The organism is Marinobacter changyiensis (assembly GCF_009193265.1).
Lineage (GTDB): Bacteria > Pseudomonadota > Gammaproteobacteria > Pseudomonadales > Oleiphilaceae > Marinobacter > Marinobacter changyiensis.
Window position 1 is genome coordinate 266,933 of sequence record NZ_VZZZ01000006.1, and the last position, 12,702, is coordinate 279,634.

Annotated in this window: 12 protein-coding genes; 6 read left to right on the plus strand and 6 right to left on the minus strand. The window is 56.5% G+C overall.

All coding sequences use genetic code 11. From position 1 onward, the window contains the following. Window positions 1-70: 70 nt before the first annotated feature. Together F6Y09_RS17025 and F6Y09_RS17030 are read right to left on the minus strand one after the other, a co-directional pair. Window positions 71-823 carry a ParA family protein gene (locus F6Y09_RS17025; protein ID WP_152208133.1) on the minus strand — a complete coding sequence of 251 codons (753 nt, stop codon included), beginning with the start codon at window positions 821-823 and terminating at the stop codon, window positions 71-73. Window positions 824-1,172: 349 nt separating this feature from the next. After that, on the minus strand, window positions 1,173-1,619 hold the full coding sequence (locus F6Y09_RS17030; RefSeq protein WP_179959451.1) for an META domain-containing protein: 447 nt from the start codon (window positions 1,617-1,619) through the stop codon (window positions 1,173-1,175). Window positions 1,620-2,027: 408 nt separating this feature from the next. Between F6Y09_RS17030 and F6Y09_RS17035 the strand changes: the two genes are divergently transcribed. Continuing rightward, window positions 2,028-3,236 (plus strand): ammonium transporter, encoded by a 1,209-nt coding sequence (locus F6Y09_RS17035; protein ID WP_152208135.1) that lies wholly within the window; start codon window positions 2,028-2,030, stop codon window positions 3,234-3,236. Window positions 3,237-3,300: 64 nt separating this feature from the next. Here the strand turns inward: F6Y09_RS17035 and arcC are convergent, their stop codons facing one another. The 4 genes from arcC to F6Y09_RS17055 are packed head-to-tail and all read right to left on the minus strand — an operon-like array spanning window position 3,301 to window position 7,949. Then, the gene (gene arcC / locus F6Y09_RS17040; RefSeq protein ID WP_152208136.1) at window positions 3,301-4,206 is read right to left on the minus strand and encodes a carbamate kinase; all 906 of its coding nucleotides are present in this window, start codon (window positions 4,204-4,206) and stop codon (window positions 3,301-3,303) included. A 1-nt stretch (window position 4,207) separates the two neighbouring features. After that, complete coding sequence (locus F6Y09_RS17045; protein ID WP_152208137.1) at window positions 4,208-5,209, minus strand: ornithine carbamoyltransferase; 1,002 nt, start codon at window positions 5,207-5,209, stop codon at window positions 4,208-4,210. A 17-nt stretch (window positions 5,210-5,226) separates the two neighbouring features. Continuing rightward, on the minus strand, window positions 5,227-6,456 hold the full coding sequence (locus F6Y09_RS17050) for an arginine deiminase (RefSeq protein ID WP_152208138.1): 1,230 nt from the start codon (window positions 6,454-6,456) through the stop codon (window positions 5,227-5,229). A gap of 44 nt (window positions 6,457-6,500) precedes the next feature. Next, entirely contained in the window at window positions 6,501-7,949 is a 1,449-nt protein-coding gene (locus F6Y09_RS17055) for a YfcC family protein (protein ID WP_152208139.1), read from the minus strand. A gap of 27 nt (window positions 7,950-7,976) precedes the next feature. Here F6Y09_RS17055 and F6Y09_RS20195 point away from each other — a divergent pair, with 27 nt between their 5' ends. The 5 genes from F6Y09_RS20195 to F6Y09_RS17075 all read left to right on the plus strand — a co-directional run bounded on the left by F6Y09_RS20195 (window position 7,977) and on the right by F6Y09_RS17075 (window position 12,539). Then, window positions 7,977-8,189 carry a hypothetical protein gene (locus tag F6Y09_RS20195; protein ID WP_179959452.1) on the plus strand — a complete coding sequence of 71 codons (213 nt, stop codon included), beginning with the start codon at window positions 7,977-7,979 and terminating at the stop codon, window positions 8,187-8,189. A gap of 165 nt (window positions 8,190-8,354) precedes the next feature. Next, window positions 8,355-9,437 (plus strand): TRAP transporter substrate-binding protein, encoded by a 1,083-nt coding sequence (locus tag F6Y09_RS17060; RefSeq protein WP_152208140.1) that lies wholly within the window; start codon window positions 8,355-8,357, stop codon window positions 9,435-9,437. 168 nt (window positions 9,438-9,605) lie between these two features. Beyond that, window positions 9,606-10,151 (plus strand): TRAP transporter small permease subunit, encoded by a 546-nt coding sequence (locus tag F6Y09_RS17065; RefSeq protein ID WP_152208141.1) that lies wholly within the window; start codon window positions 9,606-9,608, stop codon window positions 10,149-10,151. After that, window positions 10,148-11,440 (plus strand): TRAP transporter large permease, encoded by a 1,293-nt coding sequence (locus tag F6Y09_RS17070; protein ID WP_152208142.1) that lies wholly within the window; start codon window positions 10,148-10,150, stop codon window positions 11,438-11,440. Before F6Y09_RS17065 ends, F6Y09_RS17070 begins: the two co-directional genes overlap by 4 nt. Window positions 11,441-11,474: 34 nt before the next feature. Next, window positions 11,475-12,539: an endonuclease/exonuclease/phosphatase family protein gene (locus F6Y09_RS17075; RefSeq protein ID WP_152208143.1), complete on the plus strand. Its 1,065-nt coding sequence runs from the start codon at window positions 11,475-11,477 to the stop codon at window positions 12,537-12,539. Window positions 12,540-12,702 lie beyond the last annotated feature (163 nt).

Genomic DNA, 12,702 nt, shown 5'->3' on the forward strand with positions numbered 1-12,702 from the left:
GCGGTTTTAACCGCGATCGGTAAAGTTGCCCTGAACCTTTTTCGCGACTGAAGTCGCTCCTACAATTCGCTTAGAGTTTGAGTTGCTTCTTCATGTTCTTCCACATGAGCTGATAGGCGAGGGCTGCGGTGGAACGGGGGGCGAAATGGCTGACTGCGCTGCGATGTTCGCCCATGCGCTCGACATCGCTGGCGTAGGGAATATACCCCGCCAACAACCGTTTGAGGGCTTTCGGCGGGGTGTCCAGGAACTCCCGGTGCAGGCTTTTTCGGCGGTCCACCATGGACAGGAACGGAGCGAATTTCTTCTTGTCGAGATTCTTGTCGGTGATAAAGGCCTGCTCCTGCTCCCAACTGTTCATGGATAGCCAGGTTGGAATCAGCGGCACATAGATTTTGTCGGCGACGGCGAAAATCTCCTCCGCCAGCCTGGACAAGGTCGGCGGGCAATCCAGAATCACCAGGCCATAATCTTCATCCATCGGCTCCAGCCATTGCCTAAGCGTGTTGCCGGCGCCGTGTTTCTCCAGCTGCAAGTCGATGTTGCGAAAGCTCGGGTCGGCGGGTATCAGATCAAGGCAGGTGGTGGCAGTAGAGGTAATCAGGTGGCCAATCGGCGTCTTGCCTTTTACCACCCTGGCCGCCTTGGGCTGTGAACGGGCTTTTGCGGCTTCCGGTGCAAAATACCAACTGGTTGCACCCTGCGCATCCAGATCCCATAACAAGGTAGGCACGCCATCATCCGCTGCCAGTTGGGCGATATTGACCGCAGCCGCAGTTTTGCCGACGCCGCCCTTGAGATTGTGAAATGCGATTACCTTCACCGTAGAACATCCCGACCCTGGAAAACCATGCGTAGATTAGCACTACTGGTCCCCGTGAGTAGAAGCATTAATCTGACGTTTTGCACCCACTTGTCCGAAGGACCGATTGAATGTCCCAAATCCAGCCTAGACTTTAGTGCTATAAATTGTAATTTCTTATGTAACAAAACACGACTATCAATGACTTAGCCTGGCCGATCATTCCGGCCTGTTGTAAGCATATGAAATCTCGACCGGCTTGACGTCTCCGGCATTACCCATCAGATAACAAACAGCAGGGATTGTTCACCCGCCCCGACAGCAGATGTGTCCCGGGCACTTACCGCCTGATTCTCCTCCTCAGGGTAGACTACTTCAGATAGACTGCCCCCAGTATCGCCAGCGAATCGCCTTGCTCGTTCAGCAAGGTCATGCGCTTACCCTCGATCACTATGTCTGCTGTATTTTTCATCGCATCCAGCATCGGCCCTTCGGTGGTGTCCCCCGAACACGCCATACGCGTTGCAGCCATGGCCAGAAAGCCAATCCTGCCCTCATTGACGCCGTACTGGCCTTTGAGGCTATTGCAGCCGGTATGGCCAACCACATAACCGTCGTCGCGAAAAATAAGGTGTGCTTCCCGTTGATTGTCCTCAATCCGGACCTCTACACCCCCTACCCGCAGCAATTTCCAGTAGGTATTGGTCAGACTGGCTTCAGAAACTGGCGATGATGATTCCGGAGCAGAGGCGCAACCACCGATAACAACCAGACTGGCCAACAAGATTATCCACAAGTGAATCCGTTCTTTGTCCACGGGTATTCCTCCGTTCCTCAGTAATAGGGGCAGTCCGCAAACCACTGGTTAACAGTCTGCCACAGGGGCCTTAAACGACAAAAGCATCGCCAAGTATTGTGGCCAAGCATTAACCTCACCGCCAGGCGTAGTCCGCGGGTACTGCCCAACCCAATACAAAGCTCGTTCGCGATAAACCGGCCATCCATCGAAGCACCAATAGACGGCACAGCTCTGCAGTGTGCACCTTTATAGTGCCTATGCCTGAAAATAACTGATTAATTAGCCACCAACTTTTATTTCCTGCCAACGTAACGTCCCATTCGCACACATATTGCCCACTTTTGGAACATCTCTTGCTAGATCTGCACTCTAACAAAGCGCAGAGCCGCCATTCATGAACAGCCATTACCCAGGAGTGACCGAACCGTGGACATCACCAGTGCAGTACAAACCCTGACCGAAAGCGCAAACACGCTGTTCATACTGATCGGTGCCATTATGGTACTCGCCATGCACGCGGGCTTTGCCTTCCTCGAAGTGGGCACTGTCCGGCATAAGAACCAGGTCAATGCATTAGTGAAAATCATTACCGATTTTGGCGTTTCCGCCATCGCCTATTTCTTTGTGGGCTACTACATCGCCTACGGCGGTCACTTCCTCAGCGGTGCCGAAACACTCACGACCAGCCAGGGCTATGAGCTGGTCAAGTTCTTCTTTTTACTGACCTTTGCAGCAGCCATTCCGGCTATTGTGTCGGGCGGCATTGCAGAGCGGGCGAGGTTTTACCCGATGCTGATCGCCTCGGCCCTGATTGTCGCGCTGGTTTACCCGTTTTTCGAAGGCATGATCTGGAACGGCAACTATGGTTTCCAGGCCTGGCTGGAGGCCCAGTTCGGGGCATCTTTTCATGACTTCGCAGGTTCGGTTGTGGTGCATGGCGTCGGCGGCTGGATTGCCCTGGCTGCGGTACTGCTGCTGGGGGCTCGCAAAGGCCGCTACCGCAACGGAAAAGTGGTTGCCTTTGCGCCATCCAGCATTCCTTTTCTGGCTCTCGGTGCCTGGATTCTGACCGTTGGCTGGTTCGGCTTTAACGTGATGTCGGCCCAGACCCTGGATGGCATCAGCGGGTTGGTGGCGGTCAACAGCCTGATGGCCATGGTGGGCGGCCTGTTGGTTGCCATGCTCGCAGGCCGTAAGGACCCGGGGTTTATCCACAACGGTCCGCTCGCCGGCCTGGTGGCCGTCTGTGCCGGCTCTGACCTTATGCACCCTGTTGGTGCCCTGATCGCCGGTGGCATCGCCGGGGCCATTTTTGTCTATCTGTTCGAGTGGGCCCAGAACAAAATCGAGCGTCTCGACGACGTTCTGGGTGTCTGGCCGCTGCACGGGGTCTGTGGCATCTGGGGCGGTATCGCTGCCGGCATCTTCGGCCAGTCCGCCCTGGGCGGGCTCGGTGGCGTCAGCCTGATGTCCCAGCTGATTGGTTCAACCGCCGGGGTCGTTGTTGCGTTCGTCGGCGGCCTGGTCGTGTACAGTATTGTCAAAGCCATTTCAGGACTGCGGCTGAGCGAGGAGGAAGAGTTCAACGGTGCGGATGTCAGCATTCACCGTATCGGCGCTACGTCTATGGAATAACAGTGTGGCCAGCTTGCCTCAATCGGGGCCGGCTGGCCAAACCAATGCTGACTTGCTCCGGGTTTCATCCGGCGATGCGGGTGCCCCCCCGGCCCTCCAGTATTGCCAGTGCGTCTTCCAGCCTTCCAATACCACTCAACCCACCGGCGTCGGCAAAGTCGCAGGCTGCGGCCAGTTTCGGGCCCATGGACCCGGCGGGCATATCCAGTGCCCGGGCCTCAGTCACCGTCAGTTGCTCCAGTGGCCGGGCGCTATCCTTGCCGAAATCCTGATAGACCGCATCCACATCGGTCAATAACAGCAAGGCTTCGGCACTCAATTCCCGTGCCAGTAACGCGCTGGCCGCATCTTTGTCGATGACCGCTTCGACACCGACCATACTGCCGTCCTGGCGCCGCAACACCGGAATGCCGCCACCGCCGGCGCAGACAACCACTACGCCCTGTTCCAGCAGCAGTTTCAGCACCCGCATATCAGGAATTTCCAGGGGCTTGGGAGAAGGCACCACCCGGCGCCACTTGTCACCGTCCTGGGCGATCTGCCAGCCGGCGGCCTCGGCACGGGATTCGGCTTCTGCCCGGTCGTACACCGGTCCGACAAATTTAGTGGGCTTGCGAAAAGCGGGGTCGTCGGGATCTACGAGTACCTGGGTCAGCAGGGTGGCGACCGCGCGATCATGATCTAGAGCGTTTTCCAGCTCCTGCTCTATGATGTAACCGATCATACCTTCGGTTTCTGCCCCCAATACGTCCAGCGGGTAGGCTTCATCAGGCTTGTAAGCTGCGCCCTGCAGGGCGAGCAAGCCAACCTGAGGGCCATTCCCGTGGGTAACCACCAGGCTGTGGCCAGCGCGGACAATGGTCGCAAGGGCCCTGGCTGCACGCTGGACGTTTCCGCGCTGAGCCTCGGCTGTCAGCGGCTCGCCGCGTTTCAGTAAAGCATTTCCACCCAAGGCTGCTACCACCAGCATGTCAACCTCCCAGGGTGGCGACCAGCACCGCCTTGATAGTGTGCATCCGGTTTTCGGCCTGATCAAACACGATCGAAGCCGGGCTCTCGAACACTTCGTCGGTCACTTCCATGGCATCAATACCGTATTCGGCCTCTATTTCCTTGCCAATCGCGGTTTCCGTGTTGTGAAAAGCTGGCAGACAATGCATGAAACGCACGCGGGGGTTGCCAGTCTTCTCCATCAAAGCGCTGTTGACCTGATAGGGCATCAGTAGCTGGATCCGTTCCCGCCACTTTTCCTTGGCTTCTCCCATGGAGACCCAGACATCGGTATAAACGAAATCAACGCCGGCGACGGCCTCGTCAATGTCGTCGGTAATCATGATCCGGGCACCGGTTTCCCGTGCGCTCGACTGGGCTTCTTGCTGGATCGCCGCTGCCGGCCAGCAGGCTTTTGGCGCACACAATCGCACATCCATCCCCATTTTGGCACCGCCAAGGAGGAGGCTGTCGCCCATATTATTGGCCGCGTCACCGATAAACACGTAGGCAACCTCCCGAAGCGGTTTGTCCACGTGTTCCTGCATGGTCAGGAGATCCGCCAGAATCTGGGTAGGATGAAACTCGTTGGTCAGGCCGTTGTAGACCGGCACGCCCGCATATTGGGCTAGTTCCTCAACAACCGTCTGGCCAAAACCACGGTATTCAATCGCGTCGTAAACCCGGCCCAGTACCCTCGCGGTGTCCTTGACCGATTCTTTCTGGCCAATATGGGTGCCCGTAGGACCGAGATAGGTCACCCGGGCGCCCTGATCAAACGCGGCCACCTCGAAGCCCACCCGGGTACGGGTCGAATTCTTTTCAAAGATCAGGGCGATATCCTTGCCCTGAAGCTGAGGCACTTCGGTACCGGCGTATTTTGCAGCTTTAAGGTCCGCCGACAGCTTCAGCAGGAAATTGATCTCCCGCGGGGTAAAGTCACGCAAAGTCAGAAAATGACGATTCTTCAGATTAAAAGCCATAACTCTATCCTTTCCTGTCAGAGGGGGTCACGAATGGTGGGGCAACTCATGCAACGACCGCCGCCACGGCCCCGACCAAGCTCGGCACCCGGAATCGACAATACCTCGATACCAGCAGCCTCCAGAGCGGCGTTGGTGTCATCATTGCGGTCGTAGCCAATCACCACGCCCGGACTGAGTGCCAGTACGTTGTTACCATCATTCCACTGTTCACGCTCTCGCTCGGCCGGGCTCTCGCCGCCGGTAGGAACCACCTCGAGTTGCGGGTAGCCAAGCACATCCGCGACCACCTCGAACAAGGGGCGCGGATCCTGTGTGAAAGTAAGGTGCTTCTTACCCTTGCCGGGGCGCAGGTCATAACAGACCACCTCATCTGCCACCTCCTTGAACGCCGTCACCACATTGCCACCACAGAAAGTGAACACCGTATCCAGGTGCATGGCTGAGCGGGTTTTGGGTAACTGGCAAGCCACCACCCGCTTCGCCACCCCACGCTCGAACAGCGCCTTGGCAAGCTGGCCAATAGCCTGCGGGGAGGATCTTTCACCCATCCCCACCAGCACTACCCCCTCACCAACCGGCATGATGTCGCCGCCTTCCAGGGTCGCCAGCCCCTGATTGACGAGCGGATCGCCCCAGAGCTCATCGACTTTGCCGGCAAATACCGGATGAAAACGGTAGATCGCCGTCATCAGCAGAGTTTCCGGTTTGCGGGCGGCCCAGTACATCGGGTTCAGAGTGACCCCGCCATAGATCCAGGCACTGTTGTCGCGAGTGAACAGATAATTGGGCAAGGGTGGCAACACGAATCCGTAGCGTCCCAGGTGATTACCAAACAGACCGACCGGATCGAAAGGCAAATCACCGACCTCAAGGCCGCCAATCAGGAATTCCGCCAGTTCGCTAGAGGGCAGTTCGTCCATCCAGGCCCGCAGGTCCGAGACCATACCAACGCCGATATAATTCCAGTTGATCCGGTGGTCGAGCACCCAGGCGCGACCTGCCGGAATATCCAGGGTCTCCGCCAGCAACTCATTCACATCCAGCACCTCCACGCCCCGTGCTCGCATCAGGCCCGAAAACACGTCGTGGTCTTTTTGTGCCTGTTTGACCCAGAACACATCGTCAAACAGCAGAGCATCGCAGTTACTGGGAGTGAGTCGCCGATGCGCAAGGCCGGGGCGACAGACAATCACCTGTCGCAATCTGCCGGTTTCCGAGTGCACGCCGAGCGTGTATTCAGCCATGTTGAACTCCTTCTCATTGGTCGAATTCGGGGTCGGTGATCCGGTTAAATAAAGGCACCAACACTGATCACCACCGTGATAAACACCGTCAGTATCAATAACAGGGGCCAGATAAAAGCCAGCCAGCGATCATAGGAAATCCGGCCGATGGCCAGACCACCCACCACCACCGCAAACGTCGGGTTGATCAGGTTGACCAGGCCGTTGGCTGACTGGTAAGCGGTCACCACCAGGTCTCGCCCCACGTTGGCGAAATCCGCCAGCGGCGCCAGGATCGGCATCGAAAGCACGGCCAGACCTGAAGAGGAGGGCACGAAGAAACTCATCCCCACCTCAATCCAGAACATCAGGTTGATAAACGCCAGTTCCGGCAAACCGCCCAGGGTGCTTTCCGCGCTGTGCAATATGGTATCGGCGATCATGCCCTGCTCCATGATCACCACAATGCCACGGGCCAGCCCGACCACCAGGGCAACGCCCAGCAAATCCCGGGCACCGTCTACAAAACTGCCGGTGAGTTGCTTTTCCCCCAAGCGTGCGATGAGACCAATCAGGATGGCAGCGCCAAAGAACAGTGCGCCCATCTGGGCCATCCACCAGCCCTGGGACGACACCCCCCAGATCATCACCACAAAACTCAGGGCGAAAATGATCAGCGCAATGATCTGGGTACCATTGAGAGTCGCTTGCCCGAGGTCGTCTTCGTGTCCTTGCAGAAACAGTTTACGGTGGGCATCCCACTGCCTGGCCACCACGGAACGCGAGGGGTCTGCCTTGATCCGCTTGGCGTAACGCATCACGTAAGCACTGCAGATGAGCAGCCCCCCAACAAGCAGCACGAAACGCAGGACAATGCCATCAGTGAACGGAATGTCTGCCGCGTTTGCCGCAATGACGGTTGCGAAGGGATTTATGGTGGAACCGAGCACGCCGATACCCGCCCCCACCAGTATGATGGCAACGCCGGTTACAGCGTCATAACCCGCCGTCATCATCACCGGAATCAGAATGGCGTAGAACGCCAGGGTTTCCTCTGCCATGCCATAGGTGGTGCCCCCGATCGCAAACAGCGACATCAGAATGGGGATCATCCATATTTCGTGGCCTTTGAGATGGCGCATGGCGCTGCGAATGCCCGTATCGATCGCTCCGGTAGCGTTCATTACGCCCAGGAAGCCACCGAGAAACAACACAAACAAGGCCACATCAATCGCATTCGCGGCATAACTGTCAGGATCATAGAACCCCGCCGTCGGAGCCAGCATCACATCCACAAAACCCTGTGGGTTGGACTCAACCGTTTGATAAGTGCCCGGCACCGCAACTTCGCGCCCGACACTGGCGTTCATCTCACGGTCATACTTTCCGGCCGGAACAATCCAGGTCAGGGCAGCCACCAGGATAATAAGAAGAAAAAGAATGGTGTAAGCAGTGGGGAACCGGGTGGCCAAATCTTTTTCGGGATCTTGCGGGAGGTTTTGGTCTGCAGCCACGGGATATTTCCTTTTCCGTAATTAAAGATGCTGAACGGCAAGCCTGGCCGTCAAACCCTGAGGTTAGCAACACCGGAGAAGGCAGCACTGACTCAGGTCAAGAGTAGCAAAAACAGCCACAACGATAAGGAATGCATGATGGTATCTGTTGCGGGCGCGCCAGAGGCGGACTTTCGCACCCAACGCTCGCACATGAATGCGTTGCAAAGAGTCATGGAAGATGACGACCAGGGACAGTAGCGACTTTCTCAGACTTAAGTCGACCATAGCCGCATTTTAGTTCATTTCACGAATCAGGCATGGTAATTTCAAAAGGCAGAATTGGCTGCCTGGCAGTCGCAGTGGAACACCTCCACGAGTGCCCAGGCGCCAACTATAATAAAATAAAGACAGGAACGCCTACCCATGAAGATTCGTTCACTACTGAAATCCACGGCAGCGCTGGCGCTCACCGCCTTGCTGACAAGTACCCCGGCCCTTGCCCAGGAAAACTTTACGCTGAGACTGGCCGAAACCTGGGGACCGAATTTCCCGATTTTCGGTGATGCCACCAAGAACATGGCCGAAATGGCCGAAAAAATGTCGAATGGCCGCCTCAAGATCCGGATCGATTCCGCCAACCGCCACAAAGCACCTTTCGGTGTGTTCGATATGGTCAAAGCGGGCCAGTACGATATGGGCCACTCGGCGTCCTATTACTGGAAGGGTAAAGTCCCCAATACCCTGTTCTTCACCAGCATGCCGTTCGGCATGAACGCCCAGGAACAGTGGGCATGGTTTTACCACGGCGGCGGTATGGAGTTGATGCAGGAAGTCTATGAGCCTCACAACATGCTGTCGTTCCCGGGCGGTAATACCGGCAACCAGATGGGTGGTTGGTTCCGTAAGGAAATCAAAACTCTGGAAGACCTCCAGGGTCTGAAAATGCGAATCCCCGGGTTTGCTGGCGAAGTCTTTGCCGAAGTGGGCGTGAGCCCCACCAACATTCCGCCGGGAGAGCTCTACACCGCTCTGGAACGCAACACCATTGATGCGGTTGAGTGGGTCGGACCAGCACTGGACTTGCGCCTGGGCTTCCAGCAGATTGCTGAATACTACTACACCGGCTGGCACGAACCTGCCACCGAGTTGCAGTTCCTGGTGAACAAGGATGTCTGGGAAAAACTGCCTGCCGATCTTCAGGAAATCCTGCGAGTCTCCATGCGCACAGCCTCCTACGACATGCTGACCCAGTCTGTGCATGCCAACTCTGAAGCTTGGGCAACGATTCGTGAAGAGCATCCGAACATCGAGATCAAAACCTTCCCGGAAGAAATCTTCCAGGCCATGGTTGCGGCCGACGAGAAGGTCCTGAAAGAGTATATCAAGGATGACGAACAGGGCCAGCGGATTGTCAAGTCGCAGCAAGAGTACCTAGAGAAGGCACGCGCTTACACCAACATCTCCGAGCGCGCGTACCTGAACACCATGGCTGAACTGGAAGAGTAAGTTCATTGCCCATTAACAGATGCCGGGTCTTCGCGAGAAGCCCCGGCATTCTTTTATCAGGAGTTTGTGAAAAGCCTTCGCCGTTTGGTTAAACTATACGGGTGTTTTTCAAAAGCTCTTATTCAATCCCGACCGGTCCGGAGCAAAGCTTCGGCATGAGGAGCTACAATGCGTTGGTTGATTGCTGTGGACAACGGGCTGGGAGCCATATCAAAGGCGTGTGGCTGGCTCGCAAGCGTGGCTTTTATTCTGATGATGCTGAATGTTTTCTACGATGTGCTTGCCCGCTACGCTTTTAACGAAGTATCCATCGGCATGCAGGAAATGGAATGGCACCTGTACTCCTTCGTTTTTCTGATGGGCATTCCCTATGCCATGCGAACGGATGGCCACGTGCGGGTGGACGTTTGGTATGCCGGCCGCAGAGAAGCCTTCAAGGCCTGGATCAATCTGATCGGTGCCCTCCTTTTTGCCCTTCCTATTGCTGCGCTGATTGCCTGGCTTGGGTGGGACTACATGATCGACTCGTACCAAATGGGTGAAGGCAGCGGGGATCCGGGTGGCTTGCCCTACCGCTTTATCATCAAGGGGCTGATTCCGTTTTCCTCGTTCTTCCTGGCCGTTGCCAGTCTCGGTATGGCGACCTTCGCCCTGAGAGTCCTTGCTAAAGAATCGACCTACGAGGGCCAAACTGGCGCAGGGGGTCTGGCATGATCGGCATGATAATGTTTGTGGTCTGCCTCTTCATGCTGTTGTGGGGCTTTCCTGTTGCGTTTACCTTCGGTGGCGTCGCCCTGATTTTTGGCCTGATTGCAGAAGGCCCGCAACTCTTCGCCTTCATGCCGTTCCGCATCATGAGCATCATGCAGAACACGGTCTTGATGGCGATACCCTTGTTCATCTACATGGGCATTGTGCTGCAACGCACTCGGTTGGCAGAGCAGTTGCTGGAGTCCATGGGGCGTCTGTTTGGCGGTCTGCCCGGCGGCCTGGCGATTTCGACGATTGTGGTTGGTGCCCTGCTGGCGGCCTCTACCGGTGTAGTAGGCGCCAGCGTTGTGGCTATGGGTCTGATCTCACTGCCGGTCATGCTGGCGAACGGCTATGACAAAAAGCTGGCCTGCGGCACTATCTGTGCGTCCGGCACGCTGGGGCAGATTGTCCCGCCGTCGATCATTCTTATCATCCTCGGCGACGTACTCGGTCTGCCGGTGGGCGATCTGTTCAAGGCAGCGGTGGTCCCAGGTGTGGTGCTGGTGGGACTGTATGTCGCTTATATTCTGTTTGTCAGCTGGAGATCACCCGAATCGGCACCTGCCATGCCGCGGGATAACGACGACACTCGGGCCCAGGAAATAGGCAAAGCCCTGGTGGCCATTCTCCCTCCGCTGGCTTTGATTGTTGTAGTACTTGGCTCAATCTTTACCGGTATTGCGACACCCACTGAGTCCTCGGCTCTGGGTGCAGTCGGCGCTCTGTTGCTGGCCGTGGCCTATCGCCAGTTCTCCTGGCAGATGATGTGGGAAAGCTCCCGGGATACGGTCAAGGTAACGGCCATGGTATTCGCCATTCTGGTGGGTGCCACCGCGTTTTCCATGGTGTTCAGTTACACCGGCGGCGATTACCTGCTGGAAGACTGGATGCTGCAATTGCCGGGCGAGAAGTGGGGCTTCCTGATTCTGACCATGATCATCATTCTGGTGCTGGGCTTCTTCATCGACTTTGTCGAGATCTCATTCATCATCGTGCCAATCCTGGCCCCGATAGCCGAACTGCTGGGCATCAATATGCTCTGGTTTGCCATCCTGATCGCGATGAACCTGCAGACCAGCTTCCTGACTCCGCCATTCGGGTTCAGTCTGTTTTACCTGAAAGGGGTATCACCACCCGAGGTCAAAACCACCGACATCTACCGCGGCGTCACGCCGTTCATACTGCTCCAGATTCTGGTTCTGATCTCCATCCTGATCTTTCCGGCGTTCTTTGGCATGTCGGCGACCTGAGACACCAGGCTCAGTTGTAAGGAGACAACGCATCTTGTTCAGCCTGATAGTCATGATCCTCGCCTGCACCCTGGTCACCGTCACGGCGCTGGCCAGACTGCCACTGCACGATTGGTGGATACGGGCTTGCGAGTTTCCCCGACTTCAGATTGCCTCGGTTGCGTTGATCACTTTCATTTTGTCCTGGTGGGCCGCCGAACCCTGGCGCACCACTGCGTTGGTCATGAGCGCCGCGGTACTTGCCTTTCAGTGCTATCGCATCCTGCCATGGACGCCCCTATGGCCCATTCAGGTGCAACCGGCTGAATCCGGCAACGAAGACCGTTGCATCACGCTCCTGATATCGAATGTGCTGACCACCAACCGCAACTCATCGGCCCTGACGGAGCAAATACATCACCTACAGCCCGACCTTGTGCTTACACTTGAGTCTGATGACTGGTGGCAACAAGCCCTTGATGCCAGCCTGGCCAAGGACTGGCCCCATATGGTCAAGATCCCCCTCGATAATCTTTATGGCATGCATCTCTACTCACGCCTGCCGTTAACGGAAACCGAAGTTAAATACCTGATCCAGGACGACATACCGTCAATACATACCTGGGTAACCCTGCCCTGTGGCGAACGTATTTACCTCCATGCATTGCATCCCCGGCCCCCAGCCCCGAGCGAAAGTGAGGAGTCCCTCTGGCGGGATGCAGAACTGTTGCTGGTTGGTCAGGGCATTCATCAACGCGACCAGCCTACTCTGGTGGTCGGCGATCTTAACGATGTCGCCTGGTCCCGCACCACACGACTGTTCTGCCATGTTAGTGGCATGCTGGACCCCCGACGCGGGAGAGGCATGTTCAGCACCTTCCATGCCCATCATAGGCTGCTGCGCTGGCCTCTGGACCACGTTTTCACCAGTGAACATTTCACCCTCAAAAATATGTCCCGCCTCAAAGACATCGGGTCTGATCATTTTCCGATTACAGCCACACTCTGCTTTCGGCCTTCCCGGGCGGATGAGCATGAAACACCGGAAGCAGATGCCGAAGAACGCCAGGCCGCCCAAGAGACCATCACGGAGGCAAAATCCCGGGATCAGGAAACCTGAACACCCGCGTCCGCTATAATTGGCCTCGCGATTACATCCCCGTCAGAATTAACCTGGGTTGTTGTTCTTTAGCCGAACTTAGCGGATCGTTAAGCGGTAAACGGCACATTAACCTGGGTTAGTTGTGGTAACTACCATGACGCAACGACCTGAGACTCTAAGG

Excerpts from the sequence above, each read along its gene's own strand:
- arcC (WP_152208136.1), bottom strand. The coding sequence starts at position 4,206 with ATGCTGGTGGTAGCAGCCTTGGGTGGAAATGCTTTACTGAAACGCGGC.
- F6Y09_RS17045 (WP_152208137.1), bottom strand. The coding sequence starts at position 5,209 with ATGGCTTTTAATCTGAAGAATCGTCATTTTCTGACTTTGCGTGACTTT.
- F6Y09_RS17050 (WP_152208138.1), bottom strand. The coding sequence starts at position 6,456 with ATGGCTGAATACACGCTCGGCGTGCACTCGGAAACCGGCAGATTGCGA.
- F6Y09_RS20195 (WP_179959452.1), top strand. The coding sequence starts at position 7,977 with ATGCTGAACGGCAAGCCTGGCCGTCAAACCCTGAGGTTAGCAACACCG.
- F6Y09_RS17060 (WP_152208140.1), top strand. The coding sequence starts at position 8,355 with ATGAAGATTCGTTCACTACTGAAATCCACGGCAGCGCTGGCGCTCACC.
- F6Y09_RS17065 (WP_152208141.1), top strand. The coding sequence starts at position 9,606 with ATGCGTTGGTTGATTGCTGTGGACAACGGGCTGGGAGCCATATCAAAG.
- F6Y09_RS17070 (WP_152208142.1), top strand. The coding sequence starts at position 10,148 with ATGATCGGCATGATAATGTTTGTGGTCTGCCTCTTCATGCTGTTGTGG.